The 26,545-nt window shown below is 68.2% G+C and carries 26 protein-coding genes; 18 read left to right on the forward strand and 8 right to left on the reverse strand.

The window, feature by feature from the left end; genetic code table 11:
• Positions 1-25: 25 nt before the first annotated feature.
• A complete protein-coding gene (locus tag V3W46_RS14810) occupies positions 26-736 on the reverse strand; it encodes an alpha/beta hydrolase (protein ID WP_331783901.1) in 711 nt (236 codons plus the stop codon).
• 134 nt (positions 737-870) lie between these two features.
• Between V3W46_RS14810 and V3W46_RS14815 the strand changes: the two genes are divergently transcribed.
• Entirely contained in the window at positions 871-2,091 is a 1,221-nt protein-coding gene (locus V3W46_RS14815) for an alpha/beta fold hydrolase (protein ID WP_331783902.1), read from the forward strand.
• 66 nt (positions 2,092-2,157) lie between these two features.
• Here the strand turns inward: V3W46_RS14815 and pgi are convergent, their stop codons facing one another.
• A complete protein-coding gene (gene pgi / locus V3W46_RS14820; protein ID WP_331783903.1) occupies positions 2,158-3,888 on the reverse strand; it encodes a glucose-6-phosphate isomerase in 1,731 nt (576 codons plus the stop codon).
• Positions 3,889-4,421: 533 nt separating this feature from the next.
• Between pgi and V3W46_RS14825 the strand changes: the two genes are divergently transcribed.
• The 6 genes from V3W46_RS14825 to V3W46_RS14850 all read left to right on the forward strand — a co-directional run bounded on the left by V3W46_RS14825 (position 4,422) and on the right by V3W46_RS14850 (position 9,733).
• Positions 4,422-5,885, forward strand: a complete 1,464-nt coding sequence (locus V3W46_RS14825) for a hypothetical protein (protein ID WP_331783904.1) — start codon at positions 4,422-4,424, stop codon at positions 5,883-5,885.
• A 103-nt stretch (positions 5,886-5,988) separates the two neighbouring features.
• Positions 5,989-6,429: a VOC family protein gene (locus tag V3W46_RS14830; protein ID WP_331783905.1), complete on the forward strand. Its 441-nt coding sequence runs from the start codon at positions 5,989-5,991 to the stop codon at positions 6,427-6,429.
• A gap of 135 nt (positions 6,430-6,564) precedes the next feature.
• Complete coding sequence (locus V3W46_RS14835) at positions 6,565-6,822, forward strand: hypothetical protein (protein ID WP_331783906.1); 258 nt, start codon at positions 6,565-6,567, stop codon at positions 6,820-6,822.
• Positions 6,823-6,834: 12 nt separating this feature from the next.
• The gene (gene ppk2, locus V3W46_RS14840) at positions 6,835-7,659 is read left to right on the forward strand and encodes a polyphosphate kinase 2 (protein ID WP_331783907.1); all 825 of its coding nucleotides are present in this window, start codon (positions 6,835-6,837) and stop codon (positions 7,657-7,659) included.
• A gap of 123 nt (positions 7,660-7,782) precedes the next feature.
• Positions 7,783-8,910 carry a YihY/virulence factor BrkB family protein gene (locus tag V3W46_RS14845; RefSeq protein ID WP_331783908.1) on the forward strand — a complete coding sequence of 376 codons (1,128 nt, stop codon included), beginning with the start codon at positions 7,783-7,785 and terminating at the stop codon, positions 8,908-8,910.
• A gap of 37 nt (positions 8,911-8,947) precedes the next feature.
• A complete protein-coding gene (locus V3W46_RS14850) occupies positions 8,948-9,733 on the forward strand; it encodes an alpha/beta fold hydrolase (RefSeq protein ID WP_331783909.1) in 786 nt (261 codons plus the stop codon).
• Here the strand turns inward: V3W46_RS14850 and V3W46_RS14855 are convergent.
• Both V3W46_RS14855 and V3W46_RS14860 read right to left on the reverse strand, forming a co-directional pair.
• Positions 9,712-10,380, reverse strand: coding sequence for a response regulator transcription factor (locus V3W46_RS14855; RefSeq protein WP_331783910.1), 669 nt, complete (start codon positions 10,378-10,380; stop codon positions 9,712-9,714). The genes V3W46_RS14850 and V3W46_RS14855 overlap by 22 nt on opposite strands.
• Positions 10,381-10,436: 56 nt before the next feature.
• Complete coding sequence (locus V3W46_RS14860; protein WP_188673751.1) at positions 10,437-10,601, reverse strand: hypothetical protein; 165 nt, start codon at positions 10,599-10,601, stop codon at positions 10,437-10,439.
• A gap of 195 nt (positions 10,602-10,796) precedes the next feature.
• On the opposite strand from V3W46_RS14860, the gene V3W46_RS14865 reads away from it, so the two are divergent.
• Positions 10,797-11,996 (forward strand): AI-2E family transporter, encoded by a 1,200-nt coding sequence (locus tag V3W46_RS14865; RefSeq protein ID WP_331783911.1) that lies wholly within the window; start codon positions 10,797-10,799, stop codon positions 11,994-11,996.
• A gap of 57 nt (positions 11,997-12,053) precedes the next feature.
• Here V3W46_RS14865 and V3W46_RS14870 read toward each other — a convergent pair whose 3' ends face one another.
• Entirely contained in the window at positions 12,054-12,650 is a 597-nt protein-coding gene (locus tag V3W46_RS14870; RefSeq protein WP_331783912.1) for a TetR/AcrR family transcriptional regulator, read from the reverse strand.
• Positions 12,651-12,763: 113 nt separating this feature from the next.
• Between V3W46_RS14870 and V3W46_RS14875 the strand changes: the two genes are divergently transcribed.
• Positions 12,764-13,741, forward strand: coding sequence for an SDR family NAD(P)-dependent oxidoreductase (locus tag V3W46_RS14875; RefSeq protein WP_331783913.1), 978 nt, complete (start codon positions 12,764-12,766; stop codon positions 13,739-13,741).
• Positions 13,742-13,826: 85 nt separating this feature from the next.
• On the opposite strand, the gene V3W46_RS14880 is transcribed toward V3W46_RS14875, so the two are convergent.
• The gene (locus V3W46_RS14880) at positions 13,827-14,279 is read right to left on the reverse strand and encodes a MarR family winged helix-turn-helix transcriptional regulator (RefSeq protein WP_331783914.1); all 453 of its coding nucleotides are present in this window, start codon (positions 14,277-14,279) and stop codon (positions 13,827-13,829) included.
• Positions 14,280-14,376: 97 nt separating this feature from the next.
• Positions 14,377-15,510 carry an FAD-dependent oxidoreductase gene (locus V3W46_RS14885; RefSeq protein ID WP_331783915.1) on the reverse strand — a complete coding sequence of 378 codons (1,134 nt, stop codon included), beginning with the start codon at positions 15,508-15,510 and terminating at the stop codon, positions 14,377-14,379.
• A gap of 111 nt (positions 15,511-15,621) precedes the next feature.
• Here V3W46_RS14885 and V3W46_RS14890 point away from each other — a divergent pair, with 111 nt between their 5' ends.
• Positions 15,622-16,794, forward strand: coding sequence for a sugar ABC transporter substrate-binding protein (locus V3W46_RS14890; protein WP_331783916.1), 1,173 nt, complete (start codon positions 15,622-15,624; stop codon positions 16,792-16,794).
• Here V3W46_RS14890 and V3W46_RS14895 read toward each other — a convergent pair.
• Positions 16,787-17,410 carry a nuclear transport factor 2 family protein gene (locus V3W46_RS14895; RefSeq protein WP_331783917.1) on the reverse strand — a complete coding sequence of 208 codons (624 nt, stop codon included), beginning with the start codon at positions 17,408-17,410 and terminating at the stop codon, positions 16,787-16,789. The two genes, V3W46_RS14890 and V3W46_RS14895, sit on opposite strands and share 8 nt — an antisense overlap.
• 166 nt (positions 17,411-17,576) lie before the next feature.
• On the opposite strand from V3W46_RS14895, the gene V3W46_RS14900 reads away from it, so the two are divergent.
• From V3W46_RS14900 to V3W46_RS14935, 8 genes are read left to right on the forward strand one after another with little or no spacing between them, the layout of a single operon-like run.
• Positions 17,577-18,899, forward strand: coding sequence for an ABC transporter substrate-binding protein (locus V3W46_RS14900; protein WP_331783918.1), 1,323 nt, complete (start codon positions 17,577-17,579; stop codon positions 18,897-18,899).
• Positions 18,900-18,924: 25 nt separating this feature from the next.
• Positions 18,925-19,908: a carbohydrate ABC transporter permease gene (locus V3W46_RS14905; RefSeq protein ID WP_331783919.1), complete on the forward strand. Its 984-nt coding sequence runs from the start codon at positions 18,925-18,927 to the stop codon at positions 19,906-19,908.
• Positions 19,905-20,759 (forward strand): carbohydrate ABC transporter permease, encoded by an 855-nt coding sequence (locus V3W46_RS14910; protein ID WP_331783920.1) that lies wholly within the window; start codon positions 19,905-19,907, stop codon positions 20,757-20,759. Before V3W46_RS14905 ends, V3W46_RS14910 begins: the two co-directional genes overlap by 4 nt.
• Before the next feature lie 23 nt (positions 20,760-20,782).
• Positions 20,783-21,331 (forward strand): MarR family winged helix-turn-helix transcriptional regulator, encoded by a 549-nt coding sequence (locus V3W46_RS14915; RefSeq protein ID WP_331783921.1) that lies wholly within the window; start codon positions 20,783-20,785, stop codon positions 21,329-21,331.
• Complete coding sequence (locus V3W46_RS14920) at positions 21,328-22,722, forward strand: neutral/alkaline non-lysosomal ceramidase N-terminal domain-containing protein (RefSeq protein WP_331783922.1); 1,395 nt, start codon at positions 21,328-21,330, stop codon at positions 22,720-22,722. The genes V3W46_RS14915 and V3W46_RS14920 overlap by 4 nt, the downstream gene beginning before the upstream one ends.
• Positions 22,719-24,128, forward strand: a complete 1,410-nt coding sequence (locus V3W46_RS14925; protein WP_331783923.1) for a hypothetical protein — start codon at positions 22,719-22,721, stop codon at positions 24,126-24,128. Before V3W46_RS14920 ends, V3W46_RS14925 begins: the two co-directional genes overlap by 4 nt.
• The gene (locus V3W46_RS14930) at positions 24,125-25,840 is read left to right on the forward strand and encodes a carboxylesterase/lipase family protein (protein WP_331783924.1); all 1,716 of its coding nucleotides are present in this window, start codon (positions 24,125-24,127) and stop codon (positions 25,838-25,840) included. Before V3W46_RS14925 ends, V3W46_RS14930 begins: the two co-directional genes overlap by 4 nt.
• A gap of 26 nt (positions 25,841-25,866) precedes the next feature.
• Positions 25,867-26,478, forward strand: a complete 612-nt coding sequence (locus V3W46_RS14935) for an SRPBCC family protein (RefSeq protein ID WP_331783925.1) — start codon at positions 25,867-25,869, stop codon at positions 26,476-26,478.
• The last annotated feature ends 67 nt before the right edge of the window (positions 26,479-26,545 follow it).

Consider the following 26,545-nt stretch of genomic DNA (forward strand, 5'->3'; position numbering starts at 1 on the left):
CCGCACCGGACGCACGGCTCGGCGCCTAGCCCGCCAGCAGCGCCTGCAGCTGGCCGACGACGAGGTCGGGGCGCGTGATGAAGGGGTGGTGCCCCGTCGGCAGCTCGACCGATCGGGTGGCGCGGGCTGCGTGCCAGCGCTGCAGGTCGAGCGACGTGCTGCGGTCGTCGCCACAGACGAGGTAGGTCGAGTCGACCCCCTGCCAGCCGGCCGCGGTCGTCGGGGTCATGAACGCTACGGCGGCCTGTGCCGTCACCCGCTGCCAGGCCTGCTGCTGGGTCTGCTCGTCGGCGTCATTCAGAAAGCGTGCGCCGAACGAGGCGGCGTCGTAGCCGGTCACGCCGAGCGTTCCATCGCCGTTGTCTCCGATCGAGACGGGGTCGCTCTCGCCCCTCATGATCGCGCCCTGTGACAGCCCGATGTCGGGCAGGTATGACGACACGTAGACGAGGTGCGCGACCGCGGGGTGCGAGCCGGCCTCGGCGATGACGGTCCCGCCATACGAATGACCGACCACGATCGCCCCGCCTTCGCCCTGACGGTCGAGTTCTGCCCGCAGAGCCGCCGCGTCGGCGACCAGGCCGCCGCCGGTCTCGTCGGGTGCCGTCTCGCCGCACGAGGGCAGGGCGAGCGCGGTGCTGCGGATGCCCGTGCGGTCGTAGAGCAGTTCTGCCGACTTCTGCCACCACCACGCACCGTCTCGAACCAGGGCGCCGTGCACGAAGATCACGTTCATGTCGCAACTGTAGGTCGTCGGGCCGGCGGCCGAGACGAATTCAGACGAAATCAGCTGAGAGCAGATTCGCCGGTGCCGTGGTCGCCGGCAGGTCGTAGATTCGGGGCGGGGGAACACGAGCGAGAGGAACCCGCATGCCGACGAACCCGTCGATCGAACTCACCACCCACCGCCTGGTGGTGCCGCTCGACCATGAGCACGACGACGGCCGCACCCTCGAGGTGTTCGCCCGTGTGGTGTCGGCGCCCGACGGCCGCGACCGCCCCTACCTGCTCTTTCTGCAGGGCGGCCCAGGCCACGAGGCACCCCGCCCGGTCGGCAGGCCGAGCTCGCCCGGCTGGCTCGAGCGGGCGCTGCTCGACTACCGGGTCGTGATGCTCGACCAGCGTGGCACCGGACTGTCGACGCCGTACGGCGCCGCGGGGCCGGATGCCCGGGCCGACGCCGAGCGGCTCACCCACTTTCGCGCCGACGCCATCGTGCGCGACGCCGAGCTGCTGCGCGAAGCGCTCGGGGTGCCCACGTGGAGCCTGCTCGGCCAGTCGTTCGGCGGATTCTGCTCGTTGCACTACCTGACGGTGGCGCCGCAGAGCCTGAGTGAGGTGTTCTTCACGGGCGGTCTGCCGCCGGTGGGTCGCCCCGTCGACGACGTCTACTCCACCACCTTCCGAACGATGCGCCGGCTCTCGGCGGAGTACTACGAGCGCTACCCCGGCGATCGCGACAGGTTCGCCCGGCTGGTGGACGCGGGCGACGCGGGCCGGCTGCGCACTCCGGCGGGAGCGCCGGTGTCGGCCCGGCAGCTGCGCACACTCGGCAACCACCTGGGCATGAACGGCGGCGCAGAGCAACTGCACTATCTGCTCGAGCACCAGCCCGACTCATCCGTCTTCAGCCACGACCTCATGGCGATGCTGCCGTTCACCGCACGAGACCCGCTGTACGCCGTGCTGCACGAGTCGAGCTACGCCGACGGCGGCAGCACGAGGTGGTCGTCCGAGCGTATGCAGCCGGTCGAGTACCGCGACGACCCCCTGCTGTTCACCGGCGAGCACCTGTTCTCGTGGCACTTCGACGAGGTCGCCGGGTTGAGGCCCTACCGTGCGGTGGCTCAGGCGCTGGCCGAGCACGAATGGCCGAGGCTCTACGACGCTGACGCGCTCACGAGAGTCGACGTGCCCTGCGCGGCCGCCATCTATGTGAACGACCCGTTCGTCGACCGGGCGTTCTCTGAAGAGACGGCCGACCTCATCCCGTCGCTGCGCCGCTGGGTCACCGACGAGCACCTGCACAACGGGCTGCGAACGAGCGGCGGCGACGTGCTCGATCGTCTCATCGGCCTCGTTCGCGGCTGAGCGGGGCCGGGCGGCACCTCGGTCAGCGCGGGCGCCGAACTGCGCCGCCCCGCCGGCCCCCGGCCGCTACTCGCCGCGCAGCTGCAGGTACTTCGCGATCAGCGACGTGGTCGACGAGTCCTGCGACTCGAGGGTCGCGGTGTCGCCGTCGACGGCCGGCGCGACCTGCAGTGCGAGCTGCTTGCCGAGTTCGACGCCCCACTGGTCGAACGAGTCGATGCCCCAGATCGTGCCTTCGGTGAACACGATGTGTTCGTAGAGTGCGATGAGCTGGCCGACGACGCTGGGCGTCAACGCGGGGGCGAGGATGCTCGTGGTCGGCTTGTTGCCGGTGAACACCCGCGCGGGCACGACGGCCTCGGCGGTACCCTCGGCCCGCACCTCGTCGGCCGTCTTGCCGAACGCGAGGGCCTTGGTCTGGGCGAAGAAGTTGGCCATGAAGAGGGCGTGCACGTCTTGGCCGGGCGCGACGGCGTGGCCGTCTCCGCCGAGGTCTTTCAGCGGGTGCGCGGGGTTCGCGACGGCGATGAAGTCGGCCGGAATGAGCCGGGTGCCCTGGTGGATGAGCTGGTAGAAGGCGTGCTGGCCGTTGGTGCCCGGCTCGCCCCAGAAGATCTCACCGGTGTCGGTCGTGACGGGCGAGCCGTCCCAGCGCACGCTCTTGCCGTTCGACTCCATCGTGAGTTGCTGCAGGTAGGCGGGAAAACGATGCAGGTACTGGGCGTAGGGCAGCACGGCGTGGCTCTGCGCCTTCAGGAAGTTCGTGTACCAGACGTTCAGCAGCCCCATCAGCACGGGCACGTTCTGCTCGAGCGGCGTCGTGCGCATGTGCTCGTCGATCGCATGGAAGCCCGCGAGGAAGTCGCGCCAGTTGTCTGGCCCGATGGCGATGACCACTGACGTGCCGATGGCCGAGTCGACCGAGTAGCGGCCACCCACCCAGTCCCAGAAGCCGAAGGCGTTCTCGGGGTCGATGCCGAACGCGGCGACCTTGTCGAGGGCGGTCGACACGGCGACGAAGTGCTTCGCCACCGCGTTCGTGCGGTCATCCTCAGAGTCGGAGATGGCTCCGGATGCCCCGAGCCGCTCCCAGAGCCACTGGCGGGCCAGGCGCGCGTTCGTCAGGGTTTCGAGGGTGCCGAAGGTCTTCGATGCGACGATGAAGAGCGTGGTCTCGGGGTCGAGGTCCGCGGTCTTCTCGTAGATGTCGCTCGGGTCGATGTTCGACACGAAACGGCACTGGATGCCCGCCTGCACGTAGGGATTGAGAGCCTCGTAGACCATGACCGGGCCGAGATCAGACCCGCCGATGCCGATGTTGACGACCGTCTCGATGCGCTTGCCGGTGACACCCTTCCACTCACCCGAGCGCACCTTCTCGGCGAAGGCGTAGACCTTGTCGAGCGTGGCGTGCACGTCGTGGTCGACGTCTTGGCCGTCGACCACGAAGCCGGCCGGCGGCACCAGGTCGGCGCCGTCGGCCGGTCGCCGCAGGGCGGTGTGCAGCACGGCGCGGTCTTCGGTGACGTTGATGTGCTGGCCCTCGATCATGGCCTGGTAGCGGCCGGCGACGCCGGCGTCGCGGGCGAGCTGCAGCAGCGCTGCCAGCACGTCGTCGGTGAGGAACGACTTCGACAGGTCGACCGTCAGATCGGCTGCCTGGAAGGTGTAGCGCTCGGCTCTGGCGGGGTCGGAGTCGAACCAGCCGCGCAGGTCGGGCGTGAACCCGCCGGCGATGCCCTCGAGCTTCTTCCAGGCATCCGTCGAGGTGGAATCGACGGGAACGGATTCGGTCACTGTGCTCTCCAAGACGCCGGTGGGATACGGGGCCCGCGATTGGCGCGGGCCCGATGTGGGCCGCTTCAACACTATTACCTCTGGGTCGACGCCGACCCAGCAGAGGGGTGGATGCGCGTGGGATCATCTGACTCGATAACCGAGAATTAATCAACTAACATCGTTATGGCCCACATGGGCTTCGCTCGACGAACGAGGTATGCCTAATGAAACTCACTCGACCACTCAGCGCACTCGCCTGCGCCGCTCTCATAGCCGGAGGTGTTCTGGCAGGCGGTGCGACGCCGGCCCTGGCTTACTGCCCGACCGATCCGGCCGGCTCGGCGAGTGGAGCGACCGATCCGACTACCACGCATGACCACGCCGCAGGCGATTACTCCGACGTCGAGATATCGTGCCCACCCGCTGACGGCACCGGCAGTGCTCCCGGGCCGACGGGCTGGGTCGACCCCGACTGGCACAGCACCCCTGCGACGGGGCCGATCGACCTCAGCAAATTCGACGTCACCGTCTCCCCATTCGGCACCAACCCCATGAAAAACGTCTATACCGAGTATGCCGACCCCTCAGGTATCCCGCTGGATCCGCCGCAGTTCGACAGCTGGATGCCCGGTCAGACGCCAACCGAGCATGACAATGCTGCGAAGACCGGGGGTGACGCATCGGGCATTTCTAAAGACGCTTCGAAGACGAATACCTTCAAGAACGCTGATGCCGGCAAACATGCGACGCGACCAGAAGATCTGCCATCGTGGAACGCTCGAATCTGGGACTCGTGGGACGCAACGTTCAAGCTCACAAAGCTGAGCACCCTGCGCGATCTGGCGAACTACGCAAACATCACGTACACCACCCTGATGGACAAAGACCTGAACACGTCGATCATCGCCATCAATATCGCATTCACGACACCGTTCCTCGGGTCGTCTGCCGATATAGCCAACGGACTCTTCCAACTCTCGAATGGCGACCTCAGCACGTGCACCGGCAATCACGGCCTGTACACCTGCACGTTCTACAACCAGCCCACTGTGCAAGTCACCGGTCCGCTACCGGCAACGAAACTAGCACCCGACGTGAGCGACGATCGCGCGATTCCCGTCTGCATGGGCGGCGTGATGGACGCCGGCTTCGGCACGACGAGCCGTTTCACCCTCGCGAATGCCGGTTGCGCCTCTGGCGCCGACAACCAGCCCGTGCACCTCGAATTCGACCGCACAGACGCGACAAGCGAACTCGGTATACCGTCAACCGACTCGGGCGACGGCAGCATCGTCTATACCCCGACGGCTTCAGCAGGCGGTTCCTACGTGACCGCTCGCGCCTGGGCGGTGACGGCCGACGGTACGTACTCGTGGCCTTTCTACGTCGTCTTCAGAAATCGAAATGCGCCGACTGCCCTCCCCGTCGCGCGGGTCGATGCCATCCGGTCGGTCGAAAAGGTGATCGATTCGGAGAGCCTGTTCATCGATCAAGACGTCGCCCTGCATGCCGCCGAGAGCGCTGACCATGTCACCAATCGCATCACCGCTCCGCCGGCGCACGGCGTAGCGTGGATCGACGGTGCCGGTGATCTGCACTATCTGCCCGACGGCCTGACGGCCGGAACGTTCACCGATTCGATCACCGTTCAGGCGACCGATCGCTTCGGCTTCAGCTCTGCCGAATCGGTGATTCCGATCACCGTCTCAGACGTCGTTCCCGGCTGCAGCACCGGCGGCACCGAGACCGATTCGCGAACCCCAGTGCATATCGACCTGCTCTGCTGGCTTGACGCGCCGACGGGCTGGTATCAGCTGCCCGGTGCGAGCCTCACGTACAGCATCGTGAGCGGCCCGCCATCGGGTTCTCTTACCGACTTCAACGCTGACGCGGGCGTCGCCACATACACGCCCGATCCGACGCACGATGGGCCTGTGGTCATTGGTTTCACAGCCACCTACAATGGACAATCGCGAACGGGCCAGTTCACGATTAACGTACACGAAGCCGTCTGATTGAACGTTCAGCACATTTGTCACCAACACCGTGCTGGTTATCGTGGCCGCCGGCGACAGCGGGGGCTTGTGGTCGTCGCCGGCGCCCGCGTATGAATGCATCATGGCCGCAACGAAGAGACTGACGCCCACGATTCGGCAGGTGGTGCTCGACACCGAAGACGCCCGGGGGCTGGCTGAGTTCTACCGCGAGCTGCTCGGTCTCGAGTACCGCGCAGGCGACGAACCGCCCACCGACGGGTCGCCCGACGTGAACGGTGCCGACTGGGTCACCCTGCTCGACCCCACGAGCAGCTGGCGCTACTCCTTCCAGCAGGTGCCGAGCATGCCGGCGCCGACCTGGCCAGAGGGTCCGCGGCCGCAGATGATGCACCTCGACTTCTCGGTCGACACGGCCGATGAGCTGGCCGAGCAGCATGAGCGGGCGCTGGGACTCGGCGCTCGGGTGCTCGACGACCTGTCGACGGATGCCGAAGAGCCCCTCTACGTGTTCGCCGACCCGGCCGGGCATCCGTTCTGCATCTTCGTGGTCACCTCGCCCTGAGCCGTCGGCGCCGACCTCGCCCTGAGCCGACGGCGCCGACCCGGCCTACCCCAGGGTCGGGGGATTGTCGACCCCGTTCCACCGGCACGCGCGCGACGTATCGTTGGCCACTCCACGCCAGCGAAAGGGCACCCCATGGATCTTGGCCACCTCGGCAGCTATCGCCTCCCGTCAGCGCTCACTGCCGCCTACGGCGTCACCACCGCGCAAGAACTCGCCGACCAGCTCGGCGTCACCAAACGGCCCGACCCCAGCCTCGGCAGCGCCGCCGATGCGGCCTACGAGGCCCTGAAGCGGGGCGACCAGGGCCCGGCGCGCAGCCTGCTTATCGACAGCCTCGGCGTGAGCGAATCTGCCGCCGACGCCGCGCTCGCCAAGCTGCCCGCCCTCTAGGCGCCCCGCCCCATGTCGCACTCGAAGCACAAACCCCTCGTCAAACGCATGCCCAAGCACGTCTACGAGGAGGAGCTCGAGCGCCTGCAGGTTCAGCTGGTCAGCATGCAGCAGTGGGTCATCGAGACGGGCGCTCGCGTCGTAGTCATCTTCGAGGGTCGCGACGCCGCCGGCAAGGGCGGGGCGATCAAGCGCATCGTGCAGTACCTCAACCCGCGGGCGGCGCGGGTCGTCGCGCTGCCGACGCCGAACGACCGTGAGAAGGGGCAGTGGTACTTCCAGCGCTACATCGAGCACCTGCCGACCGCGGGCGAGATCGTGCTGATGGATCGCTCGTGGTACAACCGCGCAGGGGTGGAACGCGTCATGGACTACTGCACGCCCGAGCAGTATCGCCGGTTTCTGCACCAGGTGCCGACCTTCGAACGGATGCTCGTCGAAGACGGCATCATTCTGATCAAGTACTGGTACTCGGTGTCTGACGAGGTGCAGGAGGAGCGGTTCCACTCGCGCCTGAACGACCCGATGCGCCGCTGGAAGCTGTCGGAGACCGACGTCGTGTCGATCACCAAGTGGGAGGACTACTCCCGAGCCAAAGACGCCATGTTCGAGGCGACCGACCACGCCGATGCGCCGTGGTACACCATCGAGAGCGACGACAAGCGGGCCTCCCGAATCAACACCATCAACCACCTGCTGACGCAGGTGCCGTACCAGCCGCGCGAACCCGAGAAGGTCACCATTCCGCCCCGCCCGGCGGCCGACGACTACGACCGGCCGCCGCGCGAGAAGTTCAGGTATGTGCCCGACCATGCCGCAGAACTCGGGCACCGCTAGCCCGGCGCCACGCACCGCGACCAGCACCACGCCAGCACCGCCACACCGGCATCCCGACCACATCAGCACCCCACTCACACGCCACCCCTACGGCACCACCGAGCGCACGAACGAGCAGAGGCCATGACCGACACCGACACCGCGAACAGCCAGAAGGCCGCCGAAGCGCCCGATCCCGACGACGAGCGCAAGCCAGACGACGTCACCGACATTCAGAAGCGGTCATGGAAGTACGTCTTCCGCAAGACGCTGCGCGAGTTCGGCTCTGACCAGTGCACCGACATCGCGGCCTCGCTGACGTATTACGCGGTGCTCTCGATCTTTCCCGCGCTGCTGGCGCTGGTGTCGATACTCGGTGTCATCGGCCAGGGCAAGCAGGCCATCGACAGCCTGCTCGGCACGCTCGGCACCGTCGCGCCGGCGTCGACGCTCGACACCATCCGCGGCCCGCTCGAACAGTTCGCCAGCTCACCGGCCGCCGGGTTCGCGCTGGTCTCGGGCATCGTCATCGCCATCTGGTCGGCCTCGGGCTACGTCACCGCGTTCAGCCGGGGCATGAATCGCATCTACGAGATCCAGGAGGGCCGGCCCTTCTGGAAGCTCAAGCCGGTTCAGCTGCTTGTCACGGTGATCGCGATCGTGCTGATCGCCGTCATCGCCATCATCCTGATCGTCTCGGGCCCCATCACCGACTCGGTGGGCTCGGCCCTCGGCCTCGACGATGTGGCCAAGGTGGTCTGGTCGATCGTGAAGTGGCCCCTGCTCGCCGCAGCCGTCGTGCTGATCATCGCGATTCTGTACTACGCGACACCCAACGCCAAACAGCCGAAATTCCGCTGGATGAGCATGGGGGCGCTGCTCGCTCTCATCGTGCTGGTCGTCGCCTCGGCCGCGTTCGCGTTCTACGTGACGACCTTCGCCAACTACTCCAAGAACTACGGGTCGCTGGCCGGTGTCATCGTGTTTCTGCTGTGGCTGTGGATCGCCAACATGGCGCTGCTGTTCGGCGCCGAATTCGATGCCGAACTCGAGCGCGGTCGCCAGCTGCAGGCCGGCATTGCGGCCGAGGAGACCCTGCAGCTGCCGCCGCGCGACACGCGCAAGAGCGACAAGGCCGAGAAGAAGGAGCGCGAAGACGTCGAGGCGGGAGCGCGAATCCGCCGGTCGGCAGAGGGGTCGTCAGACGACGGCGAGCCGGCCGACGGTGCCTCCGGCGAGGGCGCGTCCAGCGATCGCGCGTCTGGGCGGTGACGGGGGCCGCCCCGCTGCCAGCTCGGGTCGCCCCGCCGTGGTGAGCGCCGCCCGGGCGGGGAGGGTGGGCGACGAGTACGGCGTGTTCAGCATGGCCGGGCCCCCGGGCATCCGTCGGCAGACCTTTCTGCTGCTGCACGGAGTCGGCCTCTCGCACCGTTCATTCACCCGCATGGCGGCGGTTCTCGCCGGGGCGGGCGGCGTCATCGCCATCGACCTGCCCGGGTTCGGCGGCACCGGCCGACCGCAGGGGCCGCGCAGCGTCGCTGAGTACGCCCGCGGAATAGCAGCCGTGCTCGATCGGTCTGACGCGGGCCCCGTGGTCGTCGTCGGTCACTCGATGGGGTGCCAATTCGCTCTCGAACTGGCGCTCAGCCGGCCCGACCTGGTCAGCGCCGTCGTGATGATCGGCCCCGTCGTCGACCCGCGCGCACGAACCCTGCTGCAGCAGGGGCTGAGACTGCTGCGGGATGCCGCACTCGAGCCGCTGCGCACGAACGCGATGGTCACCTTCGACTACGCCCGGTGCGGGCTGCGCTGGTTCGTGACCGAGAGCCGCGCCATGCTCGACTACCCCACGCACGAGCGCATCGCGGGGCTGCAGCAGCCGCTGCTCGTGCTGCGCGGTGCCCGCGATCCGATCGCGGTGAACGAGTTCACGCAGCGGCTGGCAGGGCAGGTCGCCCGGGGGCGGGCCGAGAGCACGGCGACCGGGCGGCACAATGTGCTGCACTCGCATCCATTCGACGTGGCCGCCCGCATCATCGGGTTCGCGGGTGCCGTCGGTTCGGAGTCACACCGTCAGGGGCCGCCGAGCCAGTGATCGATGCGGCGGTGGTCGGGCGTGAAGCCGTGCGCCACGCCCCAGAGCACCGCCTGCGTTCGGCTGCCGGCGCCGATCTTGCGGTAGATGCTGCGGATGTACGACTTCACGGTGTTCGGGCTCAGGTAGGTGAGGGCAGCGACCTCCTGGTTGCTCTTGCCCTGCGTGATGAGGGCGAGAATCTCAGACTCGCGGTCGGTGAAGCCCTCGCGGCGGCCCGGCCAGTCGAGGCCCACCGAACTGGCGGCGCGGCGGGGGGCGTCGTTGAAGACGGTGGCCCCCGAGTGCACGGCCTCGAGCGCGTCGACCAGGTCGCGCGCCGGCAGCGCCTTGGAGAGGTAGCCGTGCACCCCGAGCCGCCGCGCACTCGCGACCAGCTCGGGGTGGAAGTTCCAGGTGTAGACGACCACGCGCCTGGCCTTCGGATTGGTGACGAGCTCACCGATCTCGTGGTGGTCGGACTCGGGCTGCGCGAACGAGTCGTACAGCACGATGTCGATGTCGTCGGCCAGGGCCGCATTGGCATCGATCTCGGCCACCACCACACGGTCGCGGTAGTGGTCGAACATGTGGGCGAGGCCGGTGAGCACGATGTCGTAGTCGTCGACCAGGGCCACCGTGAACGGGGTGGTCGACGTGGTAGTCATGGCACCCACCGTACTCCGCCCGGAGGGGGAGCGGACCGTTACGATGCCGCGCCGGCTCAGACGCGGCGGCTGCCCGTGAGCAGCCGAACGAGGAAGACGATCAGCGCGATGACGAGCAGCACGACGCCCACCCAGATGAGAAAGCTGAGCGACGACGAGATGCCGCCGGTGATGAGCAGCACGACAGCGATGACAGCGATGATGACGAGCAGGATGTTCATGGGAATCTCTTCTCTGCGATAAGTGGGTTCCGTTTGGATCCGCTCTCACTTCAGCACTGATCGGCGTCGACCGATACACCCCTAGGGGTGGCTACGGACACACTTCGATCTCCGGCGTGACGAAACCGGTCGTTGCTACGTCTTACTGATGGCCATTCTGAACCGGCCGCCGGCCCCGATCGAAACGAGCACCCCATGACCGACCCTGCACGCCCCGACCACCCCACCTCGCCCGAGCCGATGCCCGACGCCGTGACGGATGCCGCACCCGCCGGAACGCGCACGCAGCAGTTGCAGCGGGCCCTGCCGGTGTCGGTCGACGTCGCCGGCCAGTGGGCGTGGCGCCTCCTGGCCATCGCCGCCGTGGCTGCTGTCGTTTTCTACATCATCGCCACGTTCAAAGAGATCGTCGTCGCCTTCCTGGTCGCGCTGCTCATCTCTGCCCTGCTGATTCCGTTCGTGGCCCTGCTCGTGCGGCACCGCTGGCCGCGCTGGCTGGCCATCGTCGTGGCTCTCGTCGGCACGTTCGTGATTCTGGGCGCCCTCGTCTTTCTGGTCGAGACCCAGATCAGGGCCGGTCTGCCCGATCTCGAGTCGCAGTCGGTGTCGTCGTACAACAGGTTCAAAGACTTTCTCAGCACCTCCCCGCTGCAGATCGACGACTCGCAGTTCTCGTCGTACATCGGCCAGATCGGCAAGGCGATCCAAGACAACAGCAACCAGCTGCTCTCTGGTGCGCTGAGCGTCGGATCGTCGGCCGTGCACGTGCTCACCGGCGCGTTGCTCACGCTCTTCGCCACCATCTTCCTGCTGATCGACGGCGGCGGCGTCTGGCGCTGGACGACCCGGCTCTTCCCGCGCCGGGCCCGCGCAGCCATCGACGGCGCCGGTCACGCGGGGTGGCTCACCCTCACCACCTTCGTGAGGGTGCAGCTGCTCGTCGCCACCGTGGATGCGGTCGGCGTCGGCCTGTTCGCCTTCTTCCTCGGCCTGCCGCTCGCCATCCCCATCGCGATCATCGTCTTTCTCGCCTCGTTCATCCCCGTGGTCGGTGCGATCGCCACCGGCATCATCGCCGTCGCCGTCGCGCTGGTCTACGTGGGCCCCGTTCAGGCCGTCATCATGCTGGGCGGTGTGCTGCTCGTGCACCTGCTCGAGGCCCACGTGCTGCAACCCCTCGTGATGGGATCCGCCGTGAAGGTGCATCCGCTCGCCGTGGTCTTCGCCGTTGCCGCCGGCACCCTGCTCGCGGGCATCCCGGGCGCGCTGTTCGCCGTGCCCACGATTGCCGTGCTGAACGTGATGGTCACCTTCATCGCGAGCGGGCGCTGGCGCACGCAGCCCGCCGTCGCCGCCGAGCACGAGGCGGCCGACACCGTCACCCTCGAAGCCTGAGGTTCACGGGCCACCGCCCCTGAACGCCTTAACCCCTGAACGCCTGAACCCTCCGACTCAGGCGTCGCGGGGCCGCGGGCCGTCGGTGCGCAGCCCGTCGACCAGCAGGTCGAGCAGGCGGTTCCTCGTCGCCGACTGCGCGGCGCCGCCGGCGATCAGAGTGATGCCGCCGATGCCGAGCAGCACGTCGTAGGGGGCGATGTCGTCGCGCAAAGTGCCCTCGACGACTCCGCGCGACAGTAGTTCGCCGAGCGCATCGGCGAGCAGGTGGCGGGTGGTCATCTTCTCGTCGTCGTCGACGAGAATCGCACGCAGGGCCTCGCCCATGCCGTCTTTCGTGGCCATGAAGGTGACGAAGAGATTCATCCAGGTGCGCAGGGCGTCGAGCGCTGGGCTCGACTCGAGCAGCTCGGGTGCGGCAGCGCAGAGCCGGGCGATCTCGCTGCGGTAGGTCGCCTCGATCAGGCGGTCGCGGGTTGCGAAGTGGCGGTACAGGGTGCCGACGCCGACGCCGGCGGCTTTGGCGATGGCGCGCATCGAAGTGTCTGCGCCGTCGCGCTGAAAAGTGCAAGCGGCGACCTCGAGCAGACGGTCGAGGTTGCCCTGGGCGTCGGCGCGCAGGGAGCGCGGTTCTACGGCAGGCGTGTCGGGCACGTGTTGTCCTCCTCGGCAGGGCTTGCATTCGGAACGCGTTCCGCTTACGATGACAGGAGCGGAACGCGTTCCGGATAGCTTACGCCTGACGCGCCGCAGAGATCGAGGCAGCCATGACCAGCCCGCACATCACCTCCCCATTCGGTGCCACGTCGACGGCCGCAGAGGTGATCGCGGGGATCGACCTCGCGGGCCGCAGCGCCATCGTCACAGGCGGCTCGTCGGGCATCGGGGTCGAGACGGCGCGTGCCCTGGCGTCGGCGGGGGCCGAGGTGACGCTGGCGGTTCGGGATGTTCGTGCCGGCGACCGTGTCGCCGAGACGATCAGGCGCAGCACGGGTGCCGCGGTCGCCACGCGCCACCTCGACCTCGCCGACCGGAGTTCGGTACGCGGCTTCGTCGCTTCGTGGAGACAGCCGCTCGGCATCCTCGTGGCCAACGCCGGAGTCATGGCGCTGCCCGAACGACGCCTCACCGCCGACGGCTGGGAGCTGCAGTTCGCCACGAATCACCTCGGCCACTTCGCGCTCGCGACGGGGCTGCACGACCAGCTCGCAGCGGCCGGCGACGCGCGCATCGTGTCGGTGAGCTCAGTCGGCCACATCGACGGCGATGTCGACTTCGACGACCTGATGTTCGAGCGGCGGCCCTACGGCGAGTGGGTCGCCTACGGCCAGTCGAAGACCGCGAACATCCTCTTCGCGGTGGAGGGCTCGCGGCGCTGGGCTCGCGACGGCATCACGATCAATGCGCTGAACCCGGGGCGTATCCCGACGACCGGGCTGATGCGGCACGTGCCGGCTGCGACACCGGGTGCGACACCGGCTGCAACGCCAGCGGCGACCGCCCCCGGCGTTGCCAGCAGCACCGGCGTCTCGGTGAAGACGATCGAGCAGGGTGCGGCGACCAGCGTTCTGCTCGCGTCCTCTCCGGCGCTGGCGGGCGTCGGCGGCCGGTACTTCGAAGACTGCGCCGAAGCTGCTGCGCATCAGCCGGGCATCCGTCGCGGTGTGGCGGCGTACGCACTCGACCCCGCCCGTGCCGAGCGGCTCTGGGAGGTCTCGGCGGCTCTGGTCGGCGGCCAGGGCTAGCTCGTCGCCACGGGGCAGGCCCGAGCCGGCCCGAGCAGGCCCGTCGTCGCCGGCCAGCGCAGAACGAACGGGCATCTGGCAGACCTCAGCGATCGCGCAGCGCCCGATCGAGGGCTTGCAGCGCGTCGAGCGCCCGGTTGAGTGCCACCTTGTGTTCGACACTCAGATTCTCGAGCGCGGCGTCGACGGAACCGGCCCATTCCTCGGCGATCGCTCCGTGTTCGGTCGCGGCGAGTTCGGTGGGCACGATCTTCGAGACCCGACGGTCTTCATCGCTTGTCTCTCGGGCGACCAGGCCCCGTTGAACGAGTATGCGAATAGCGGCGCTCGTGTTGGGCTGGTGCAGACCGAGCGTCTGCGACAACTCACCGACGGTGGCCCCGGGCGTCTCCATGACCTGCTTGAGCAGCACCAGCTCAGTTGTCGGGATGGGGCCGACGCCTGCTCGCTCCGGCGCGCGCCGATGCACAGTCCACGCCAGTTCCCGAAGCGTGATCGCGAGCTCCGATTGGGTGGGGCTCGAGGGAGGAGTGTCCATGGGGCGGTCAGTCTATCAATCCGTCGCGCACTGGCACGGGCACAGGCGCCCGGGTCGCCCATCGCCGCGCTGCCCGCCAGAGCTGTCATCGTTCGAACTAGATGGGCTGCGCCATCACGGCAAGCACATGGTTGGTCGCGGCAACGTTGTCGAACCCCGGGAGCCGACCCATCTCCCATTCGCCGATCGCCAGAGACGTGTCGACGATGAGCTTGCATCGTTCGAATCGACGGTCGGTGAACTCGGTGAAGGCCGCCTCGACGTCGCTGTGCTTCACGAGGCACTCCGCCAGCACCACGCCGTCTTCGATTGCCTGCGCGGCGCCTTGTCCCAGGTGAGGAGTGATCGCGTGAACCGCATCGCCGATGAGAACGATCCGACCCCGATGCCAGGGTGCGTCTGCGATGAGGGCCTCTTCCGGTCGCAGAACGACGACGCTGTCGTCGGTGATGAATTCATCTCTCACCCTGCCGGTCAACCCTTCGAACGAGGAGAGGTGCTCGCGCAGCACGCGGGGCAGATCGGCGTCGGGTATGCGCTCTGAGCGCTCCATCTGGGCGTTGTAGAACAGGTACGCCAGGTCTGGCCCGATCGGCACGAAACCTGCCATCCCGTCTGGCCCCTCCTGCAAGATGATGCGGTCGATCTCTGGCAACCGCGGAATGTTGACCCGGAACGCCGACTGACCGATGTAGCGGGGCTGCAACTCGGCGCCGAGCACGTGAGATCGCACCTGCGATCGCACCCCGTCAGCTCCGACGACGATGTCACAGGTCTCTGTCGCGCCGTCGGAGTAGGTGACGGTGACGTCGTCACCTCCCTGGTCGAGGTCGGTGAAGACCGCCGAATAGCGGATTGCAACGCCCACCTGTCGTGCACGGTTCGTCAGAATCTCGTGCAGCTGGGGTCGAGTGAGACCGTTCAGGGGTGGGAGGTCACTGTCTTCGATCTGTGTTCCCGGCATGGCGAACAGGAAGTTTCCCTCCGCGTCATACATGCTGCCCCACGCCGTTGCCGGGTAGCCCACTGCCATGCAGGCTTCTGCGCATCCGATGGTCTCCAGTGCCCGAAGCGCATTGATGGGTTGGATGATGCCCACCCCGTAGACCGAGGAGTGCACGTCGGCGTGCTTCTCCACCACGGTGACGGTGAAGCCGGCGTTACGGAGGGCGATTGCGGTGGAGAGTCCACCGATTCCGCCGCCTATCACGAGCACTGTGCCTGTAGTCATTGTCATCATCCTTCGCATCCTGGTTGAAAATAACATATTGCTATATATATATCGCACTATATGCTGTTCAAGAACAACTCACCCGACAACGCCGTCACAGAGGAAACAGCCATGACGAACAAAGCCTTCTGCCCATCTCCGCGTGCTCGCACGCTCGTCTTCGGTGTCATCGCTGTTTCAGCGGTCGCGCTCACGGGATGCAGCGGCGACACCGGCTCGACCACCGGCGCCAGCGCGAGTGGGAACGCTGGCGCGAGTTCTGCCCTCGCAGCAGCGGTGTCTCTCTCCGAACAGCCGCTGGCCGCGTATCCGGTGCCCACGGATCCGATTGCGAATGTGAGCTCGCTCAGCGGCAAGACGGTGTTCTACATACCGATCAGCCTTCAGGCTCCTGCGTTCACCGTGACGGGCACCGGGCTGACTGCAGGTCTGAACGCTGCAGGGATTCAGGTGCAGGTGTGCGACGGCAAAGGAACGCCCACCGACATCGGGAGCTGCCTGACTCAGGCGACGCTGGCCGGAGCCGCGGTGATCGTGACCGATGCCATTTCGTATGATCTGGCGAGCAACGCGTTCGATGCCGCTCGCGCTGCAGACATTCCGGTGATCATCAGCAACCAGAGCGCAGACCCCGCGCATCCTGATACGCCCAAGCTCGTGACCATTCCGGGCACCGGAGTGGCCTTGGAGACTGCGCTGTCGCAATGGTTCGCGCTCGATTCGAACGGGTCGGGCAGCATGCTGATCAATCAGAACGCCGACGGCCCTTCACCCGCCGCCTACGTCACCCAAGCGCAAGCTGCGACCAGGTCGGACTGCCCAGCGTGCACCGTGACCATCAACCCCGTCTCGGCGTCGAGCTTCTCGCTCGTGCCCTCTTCGACGAGCTCGGCCCTGCTGCAGAACCCGAGCATCGGCTACGTCGAGTCGCAGTACGACCAGTTTCTTCAACCGACTCAGGCGGGGACTCAACAGGCGGGCCGAACCGACATCAAAGGAATGACGGGCGCCGCCGGTCTCGGCAGCCTGCAGGCACTGGCGAGCGGCAACTTCCTCTACGCCGCCGCGGCGCCGGCACTCGCGTTCCAAGGCTGGGTCGACGCGGATGCATCGATTCGGCTCATGCTTGCGGTGCCCGTGCCCGACTACTCCATCCCCGTGCGTCTCTTCACTCGAGACACGATTGGAAGCATCACGGTGTCGGACGCCGCCCAGCAGTCCGGCGAGTGGTTCGGTGCGACCACCTTCACCGATGACTTCAGACGACTGTGGGGTCTCAAGTGACCGCGGCCAGCCAGGAACGGGCATCCGCCCACAGGCCGTCGACGAGGTCGTCGCGGTCGTCGCCGGGCAGGTCGTCGGGCACCGGAATGCCGCGGCGCGCATTGGTGTAGGCGAGCCAGCGGTACGAGACGCGAGACGAGGCGAGCAGACCGGCGTCGACCTCGATGCGGGCGCCGGGTTCGACCGGGTCGATACGGTCTTTGACGTAGATGTTGTCGAAGAAGGCCATGCGCCACTCGCCGTCTCGGCGTTCGAGGCCGGCGACGAAGCGGCACCAGCTCGTGAGGTCGCACTCGACGCCCTCGACCGTCGGCCGCAGCAGAATCTGGCCCCGGCTCTCGACGAGGGCCCGGTCGCCGTTCTGTTCGGCCCAGACGGGTTCGATCGCGTGGAATCCGCGCACCCGGCCCGGATGCACGGAGTCGCGTGACGACGACACGAACTCCTCGATCGAGCCGTCGAACCACGTGACCCGCACGCGCGAACCCGGCCAGTAGGCGGCGGTCAGCCCGCCCCAGTCGTTCGTGTCGCGAGCCAGACGCTCGCGACGCACGAGCTGGAACAGCGTGCGCTCTGTCTCTGCATCGATCGATGTCGCTGCTTCAGTATCGGTCACCACAACCCCTTCGTCGAGACCCCATGTTGCCACAAAAATAATGTTGGTGGGAAAACAGTTTTGCTGCTAAAACTGTACACGACAGCGTCGCACACGGCGAGGCTGCACACCCTGCCGGGTCGACAGACGAATCCGGCGACGACCATCTCAACGACGAGGAACTGCGATGAACATTCGATTCCGACACAGCCGCCGGCTCGCGCTCGCCAGTGCGGCCGCCGTGTCTGCCACCGTGCTGCTCGCCTCCTGCTCGGGCGGATCGAGCGGCTCAGACGCTCTCGATCTCACGAGCACCCCGCCCACCGGTGTGACGCTGACTCTCTGGCACAACACCGGCGACTCGCCTGCCCTGCTCGACCTCTACAAGGCCTACGAGAAGGCGTCGGGCAACACCATCGACCTCGTCGACCTGCCCTCCGACACCTTCACGAACGCCGTGCAGACGAAGTGGTCGACTGGCGACCGCCCCGACATCCTCGAGTACCTGCCCACCTCGCAAGACATGCTCCAGCTCAACATGGCCGAGAACATGGTCGACCTGAGCAGCATGGACTTCGTGAAGGCCGAAGGGTCGCTCGCCCAGAGCGCCGGGTCGCTGAACGGCACCACGTACGGCGCCGTGCTCGGCCCCAACGCGACCTACGGCGTGTTCTACAACAAGAAGGTGCTGGCCGAGGCCGGCATCTCGGCGCCCACGAACTACACCGAACTCGAGGCCGACTGCAGCGCGATCTCGGCGGCGGGGGCGACCCCGGTCTTCGTCGGCGGCGGTTCGGAGTTTCCGGCCATGATGATTCCTGGCTTCACCTACATGGCCGACTTCAACCAGAACGACAGCTACGGCCAGGCCGTGAAGAACGGCACGACGAAGGTGAACGACCCGAGCGGGCCGCTCGTGGCCGGTCTCACGGTGCTCGACACGCTGCGCTCGTCGAACTGCCTCAACGGCGATGCCGCCACGGCGACCTTCGACGACGCCGTCCAGGCGGTCTTCACGGGCAGCGCGGCCATGACGGTGCTGCCATCAGACTTCATCACGCAGTTCTACACGGCCGGCAACGGTGACACGGCCGCCGTCGACTCCGCGATCGGGCTCGGCGCCATCTCTGCCCAGAAGGGCATCGCGTCGTACTCGCCGAACGCCTACGGCAGCTACTTCGTGCCGAAGACGGGAGACACGACGAAAGAGCGTGCGGCCGCCGACTTCATCCAGTGGGTGACCTCGACCGGGTACCAGTCGTACGTCGACGAAGCGAAGATCGTTCCGACGCTGTCGACCGCCACGGCACCCGACCTGACGGGGCTGTCGGCCGACATGAAGACTCTGCTGTCGTCGCCCGACGCCACGCTCGCGTTCAACTCGTCGCTGCCGGGCTTCGGCAACTACGGCAAGATCGCGGTCTCGGTGCTGGTCGGCCAGGCGACGCCGCAAGGCGCGGCAGACCAGTTCCAGACCTTCGTCGACCAGGCCATCGCGGCCCAGCAGTGATCCCCGCCGAGAGGACACCGAGACCATGACACTCACGAAGGCCGACGAGAGCCTTCCCGCCGGGGCCGCGCGCGACGATCGATCGCATCGCCGTGCGGCCCTGAAGGCGGCCGGCCCCCGCGGCAGCGCCCGGCGGCGACGTACCGGCGGGCGCAAGACGTACCGCTTGTGGTTCGCCCTGCCGGCGATCGCGCTGGTGGCGTTCTTCTTCGCCATTCCGTTCGTCGCCAACGGCATACTGAGCTTCACCAAGTGGACGGGTTTCAGCAGCGTCATACGGTTCACCGGATTCGACAACTTCACGTCGCTCATGTCGCTGGGCATCCTGGGCCATGCGACGCTCGTGACTGTGTTGTTCGCGCTGATCACCATGGTCGTTCAGAACGTGGTGGGGCTGTCGCTGGCCAAGGCGCTTCAGCACACCGACCGGGTCAACTCGGTGTTCCGCTCGTTGTTCTTCATTCCGGTGCTGATCTCACCCCTCGCCGCCGGCTACATCTGGGCGGCGATTCTCGCTCCGAACGGGCCGCTGAACGGCTTCATCTCGTTGTTCGTGCCGGGGTTCGACTTCTCCTGGCTCGGCCAGCCGTCGTCGGCCCTGCTGCTGGTGGGCTTCATCGACGGCTGGAAGTGGAGCGGGCTCGTGACGCTGGTCTACATCGCCGGCCTGAACAGCATCAACCGGTCGGTCGTCGAGGCCGCTGTGCTCGACGGGGCGAGCGGATGGCGCCGGTTCCGGTCGATCGAGTTTCCGCTGCTGGCGCCCGCCTTCACCTTCAACACGGTGCTCACGCTGGTGGGGTCGTTCAGTGCCCTCGACGTGATCTTCGCCACCACGAAGGGCGGCCCGGGTGACGCCACGTCGGTCTTGAACGTGGCGGTGTTCAATCAGTACGGCCAGGGGCTGTTCGGCACGTCGAGCGCCCTGAGCTTCATGATCGCGCTGCTCGTCATGATCACGGCTGTGCCGCTGATCTGGTGGCTGCGCAGAAGAGAGGTGCACGCATGAGCAACATCACGTGGGTGACGGGCCGCCCCCGGCTGGCCGGCCGGGTGCGCTACGTCGTTCTGGCCATCGTCGCGATTCCGTGGGTGGTGCTGCCGTTCTGGATTCTGCTCGTCAACTCGTTCAAGACCGAGAGCGAGGCATCGACGCCGAGCGTCTGGCTGCCCCAGCACTGGGCCGTTCTCGACAACTTCGGCACAGTCATCACCCAGGGCCAGTACTTCACGGGGCTGCGCAACAGTCTGCTCGTCGCCATTCCGGTGGTGCTCGGCGTGCTCATCCTGGGCTCGATGGCGGCATGGACGTTCGCGCGCACCTCGTCGCGCTGGCTGCGCGGCGCGTACTACGTCATGGCGCTCTCGATCGTGCTGCCGCCGGCCATCGTGCCGACCGTCGTGCTGTTGACGCGCGCCGGTCTCACGGGGTCAGAGCTGGGCTACATTCTGGCCCTGCTCGGCACCCGCGTGGGCGTCATCGTGTTTCTGACGACGGGCTACATCCGCGCGCTGCCGATCGACTTCGAGGAGGCCGCCCAGATCGACGGCGCCAACCGCTGGCAGGTGTACTGGCACATCATCCTGCCCCTGCTGCGGCCGATTCTGTTCACGGCAGCCATCATGACCGTCATCAATGTGTGGAACGACTTTCTGTTCGCGCTCTACATGATCAAGGGTGCCGCGAACGCGACCCTGCCGCTCACGCTCTACAACTTCGCCAACGCGGGCCAGTATGGAGTTCGGTGGAACCTCGTGTTCGCGCACGTGATTCTGACGAGCCTGCCGCTGCTCATCGCGTACATCGTGCTGCAGAAGCGAATTCTGTCGGGGCTCACCGAAGGCGGTGTGACCGGATGACCGGCAATTCCAAGGGGAGAAGAATGACCGACCAGCCAACCGAACCCGTGCTCGTCGACGACGCCGAGGGCGAAGAGCCCCTGCCCAGCCCGCAGGTCGACCCCGTCGAACAGCTCGCCCACCTCGTTCCGGCGTTCTGGCGAACGATGCGCCGGGCGTCGAGCGCGGCCGAGCGGCTGCCCGCGAACGAATCGCAGGTGACCATTCTGCGGCTCGTCGTTCAGGGCGGCGGCCTGTCGCCGTCGGAGCTGGCCACGAAGCTGCACATCGCGCGCCCCACCGTCAGCAACCTCATCAAAGACCTGCTGCACACCGGGCTCGTCGAACGCCGAACCCTCGACGGAAACAACCGCTCGGTGGTGATCTCGGCCACGGCCGAGGGGCGCGAGGTGCTCGAGGCCTTTCGGCGCGACCGTGCCGAGGCGCTGCGGTCTGCTCTCTCGCGGCTGCCCGCCGACCAGCAGCAGCAGGTTCGGTCGAGCGTGGATGCCCTGCGGCACCTGCTGCGCGAACTCGAACGCAGCGTCGCAGAGCCCGCCGAGTCGGCCGAGTCAGAGCGGGAGAGCGCGTGACGGGCCGGGCCGGGGAGCCGGTCGCGGGGGACCTGGTCGCGGGCGAGCCGCGCGCGGGCGAGCCGCGTGTGGGGGAGCTGCGGGCGGGGGCAGCCCGAACCGACATCACCCCGGCCGACCTTCGCGGCCTCGACGCGATGACCGGCGGCTTCACGGGGGTGCACGATGCGCTCTTCTGCCGAGCGGTGGTCGTCGACGACGGTGTGCGGTCGATCGCGGTCGTGTCGCTCGACCTGCTGGAGGTGGGCAGCTCGGGTGACCTGCGTTCGCGCATCGAGCGTGAGCTCGGCATCGGCTCGCAGAGCATCCTGATCGCCGCGAGCCACTCGCACACCGCGCCCAGAGTGGGCCGCACGCCCGCCGGCGGCCTGTCGCGGCCACCGACACTCGAGTCGCTCGCCTACACCGCCGTCGTCTTCGACGCGATCGTGGCGACCGTACGCGAGGCCCAGTCGAGGCTGCAGTCGGCGTCGCTCGGGTTCGGTCGCGGCCGGGTCGACGTGAATGTCAACCGGGACGAGCTGCGCGACAGCGAATGGATGCTCGGCCAGAACCCCGACGGCGCAAGCGACAAGACGCTGCGCGTGATCGCCTTTCGGGCGCATGACGGCTCGCCGATCGCCACGCTCGCGTGTTATGCCGTGCATCCGACCGTAAGCCTCGGCACGACGCTGCTCGGGGCAGACCTCGCCGGGGCCGCCGCGGCCGCCGCCGAGAGCGAGCTGGGCGGCGTCGTGCTGTGGCTGCCGGGATCGATCGGCGACCAGGCGCCGCGGCTCGGGCTGGAGCACCGGGGCGACGGGTTTGCCCCGGGCGCCGCCGAGGTGTTCGGCTGGGTCGATGCGCTGGGGCGTGAGGTCGCGGAGCAGATCGTCGGCACGACGCGGCAGATCTCGTCGTGGCAGAGCGAGGCCCGGCTGGGCGGCAGCGAGGTCGCGGTGCCCTGCGCCGCGCGCCGCGGCAGCGGGCTCAAGGCCGACATGACGCAAGACGATGTCGCCGGCGTCGACGTGCGGCTCACGTTGCTGTGCGTGGGCGATGTGGCGCTGGTCGGGGTCGGCGGTGAGGTCACCACGCCGGCGGCCGAACTCATCACCTCGGCCTCGCCGCGTGCGAACACCGTGCTCGTCTCGATCGCGAACGAGCGTATCGGCTACCTGGCCGACGACGACGCCTTCGCAAGGGGCACGTTCGCAGCGCGCGGATGCCCGGTGCAGCCCGGCTGGGACACGGCCGTCGCGCGTGCCCTGGCCGCCCAGTTCGCGGCTGCCGACGAGGCGACCGAGCCCGCAACTACGACCGAGCCCGCCACCGCCACCGCGACCGAGCGCGAGCCCGCCACCGCGACCGAGCCCACCACCGCGACCGAGCCCGCCGTGGGCCGCCCGTGACCGGGGGCCTCTTGGCCGGGGCGGGCCGCGCCGAGGTGCGGTTCGCGGCCGACGGCTGGCCGCTCGACGGGTTCACCGGTCAGCACGACGCCCTGCAGGTGCGCGTGCTGGTGTTCGAGCGCGACCGACGCATCGTGCTCGCGGTGCTCGACCAGACCTCGCTTGCTCCCGAGCCGCTCGAGGCGGTACGTCGCGTGCTCGTCGAGGTCACGGGTGCGGTTGCGGCCGACGTTCTGGTCTCGGTGAGCCACACGTTCTCGGCTCCGCACGTCACGGCCCTACGCGTCACGGCTCCACACGTTTCGGGCTCACACGCCTCGGGGCCCGCCCGCGGCGACGCGGGCTCCGCCGCGGCGATGGGCGCGGTGCTCGACGCGACCCGGTCGGCGGCCCGCGACGCGACCGCCGCCCTCCGCCCGGCGGCGGCGGGCAGCGCCTACGGCCGGTGCGCGGTCGCGGTGAATCGTGACGTGCAGACTCCGGCCGGCTGGACCCTCGGCGTCGACGAGGCCGGATACACCGACGACACCCTGCTCGTCACCGCCCTCTTCGACTCGGCTGAGGTGCCCATTGCGCTGCTCGTCAATCTCGCCGTGCAGCCGTCGGTCATGCACGGCTCGGTCTCGGCCGCAGGCGACCGCTGGGTGACGGCCGACCTGGCAGGAGCGGCGATGGCGTCGGTCGAGTCGCGGTGCCCCGGTGCGGTCGCGCTCTTCCTGATCGGAGCGGCGGGAGACCAGTCGCCGGCCCTCGTCGCGGTTCGACGCCGGCCGGCCGAACCGCGGTTCGGCGAGGCCGCCGACGTTCTCGCAGGCCCCAATGTGCTCGCAGGCCCCGACATACTCGCAGGCCCCGACATACTCGCAGCCCCCGACGGGCAGACAGACGCTCGGTCAGACGCGGGCGATGCCGCCTTCACCGTGGTCGAGCTTCTGGGCGAACGGGTCGCCGACGCCGTCGAGCGCACGCTCGAGACCATCGGCGATCGTGACAGCGACCCGACCGTCGACGTGCTCCCGTCGGTCGTGCGGCTCGCCGGGCAGGTGCCACGCGCCCGCGACGAGATCCGTCCGACTCTGACACCGCAGTTCGCCGACGCAGAAGAGCGCGACGCACCGTTCTGGATTCTGCGCATCGGCGACACCGCCCTGGTCGGGGTGCAGGCCGAGCTCTCGGCTGTCACCGGCGCCGGCATCCGCAGCGCTTCGCCGTTCCCGTACACAGGCGTGATGACCATGGTGAACGGCGGTGCGAAGTACCTGCCCGACGCGCGGGCGTTCGACCGGGGCACCTACGAGGCCCAGTCGTCGCGGTACGCGCGCGGCGGCGCCGAGACGCTGGCCCATGCGGTCGGAGACAGCCTGAACGCGCACCGCACGGTCGGTGCAGAGGCGAGCGGCGCATGACCGCCGCTGCCGAGAACGACCTGGTCGTCGACACGCAGTACGGTGCCGTTCGGGGCGTGCCGAGCCAGGTCGAAGGTGTCGCTGTCTTCCGGGGCATTCCGTACGCGGCCGACACCGGAGGCGAGCGGCGCTGGCGGCCGCCTGAGCCGCCGCAGCCGTGGGGCGGGGTTCGCGACGCGACGCGCTTCGGGCCGGTCTGCCCGCAGAACCAGGCCGAGACCGACTACCCGATGAGTGAAGACTGCCTCAGCGTGAACGTCTGGACGCCCGCCGACGCCCTGGTCGCGGCCAGGCGCGCCGACTCGGCGCCCGCGTCGACGCCCACCACTCCCACCACTCCCACCACTCCCACCACTCCCACCACTCCCACCACCCCCACCACTCCCACCACTCCCACCACTCCCACCACCCGCACACCCCCGCAGACCGGCCGCCCCGTTCTCGTCTGGATCCACGGCGGCCGTTTCATCTGGGGTTCCGGCCGCGATCCGCAGTTCGACGGGGCGGCGCTCGCGGCCCGCGGCATCGTCGTGGTCACCCTCAACTACCGCCTGGGCGTCTTCGGCTTTCTCGCCGCGCCCGAGTTGTCGCGCGAATCGCCGCACGGCTCGTCGGGCAACTACGGCCTGCTCGACCAGGTCGAGGCGCTGCGCTGGGTGCAGCACAACATCGCCGGGTTCGGCGGCGACCCCAGCCGGGTCACCATCGCGGGCCAGTCCGCCGGGGCGGCGAGCGTCATGGCGCTGGTGTACTCGCCGCTCGCCGTTGGCCTGCTGCACGGCGCCATTGCCGAGAGCGGAGCCTCGCATCCCCTCGACCCCGCCCTGGCCCACCTGGCCGCCTCGTATCGCGAGCCGCCGGTCGCCGAGGCCGAGGGCGAGCTGTTCTGTGAGCAGCACGGTGCCACCGCCATCGCCGAACTGAGGCGGATGCCCGCCGAGGCGCTGCTCGTCGGCAACGACGCCGACGAGCCAGGACCCGTCGGGCCGCGCCCACCCCTGTTCCGGCCCGTGCTCGACGGCTGGGTCTTCGCCCGCAGCTACGCCGAGTCGCTCGCCCTCGGAGCCCCGAGCGACGTTCCCATCATCACGGGCACCACCAAAGACGAAGACGGCGCTTCGCCGCACCCCGACGTCACTCTCGAGACATTCCGTTCACGGGCTCGGCGACGGTACGGCGATCTGGCCGACGAGTTTCTTCGGCTGTACCCGGCGTCGACCGATGCGGAGGCCGCCGAGATGTCGAACCGGGCCGCGCGCGACCACTCGCGAACCTCCACCCAGTTGTGGGCCCTGCTGTGGGCGCGCCGCGCGACGAGCCCGGCCTTCACCTACTTCTGGACCCACGCGGCACCCGGCGAAGACGCCGAGCGGCGGGGCGCGTTCCACGGCAGCGAGATCTGGTACTTCGTCGACAGCCTGTCGGCGACCGACCGTCCGTGGACTCTGCACGACCGCGAGATCGCCGACACGATGGCCCGCTACGTGGTCGCGTTCGTCACCACGGGAGACCCCAACGGCCCGGGGCGCCCCGTCTGGCCCGCCGCCGACGGCAGTCCGCGCACGATGCAGCTGGGCGACGGGTTCGGGCCGATCGCCACAGCAGACCCCGAGCGGTTCGACCTGCACCGCCGGTATCTCGAGGACGGCTCGGCGCGTACGACGAATCGCCGCGGGGCGCAACCGGATGCGCCAGGCGCCCCACCCGCCTAGTCTGGGGTCGAACCCGAAGGAGCACCGTGTCCACGAATCACCGCACCATGACCTGCTCCGCCGACGATGTGTTCGCCGTCATCGCCAACGGCTGGTACTTTCCCACCTGGGTCGTCGGCGCCTCCCGCATGCGCGATGTCGAAGAGACCTGGCCGCACGTCGGCTCGCACCTGCACCACTCGTTCGGCGTGTGGCCCGTTCTGATCAACGACGAGACCACCTCACTGCAGTGGAACCCGCCGCACCGTGTCGTGATGCAGCCGAAGGGCTGGCCGATCGGCGAGGCCCGGGTGACCGTCGAGGTGAAGCCGCACAAAAAGGGCTGCCGGGTCACGATCCACGAACACGCCGTGAAGGGCCCCGGCACGCTGATTCCCTCGAGGTTGCTCGACGCAGCCCTGTTCATCCGCAACATCGAGACGCTGCGCCGGCTGGCCTTCATGGCCGAGGCGGGGGCCGGCGGCGAGTTCACCACGGCACTTCAGCCGTCTGAGCTCGACCAGAAGGCACCGAAGCGCAGGTCGATGGGCCTGCTGCGACGCGTGGCGCTCTACGCCGCCGCCGCGTTCGCGCTCGGCGTCGTCGTCTCGGTGGTCACGAACGACCCGGCGTCGAAGCTCAGGCGCAGCCTGCGCTGACGGCGCGGTGCAGCATCCGCTGGTCGGCGGCGCTCACCCGCACCGATCGGTACCGGCGGCCACCGCT

The sequence above is a fragment of the Subtercola sp. YIM 133946 genome (assembly GCF_036553535.1).
Classification (GTDB): Bacteria; Actinomycetota; Actinomycetes; order Actinomycetales; family Microbacteriaceae; genus Subtercola.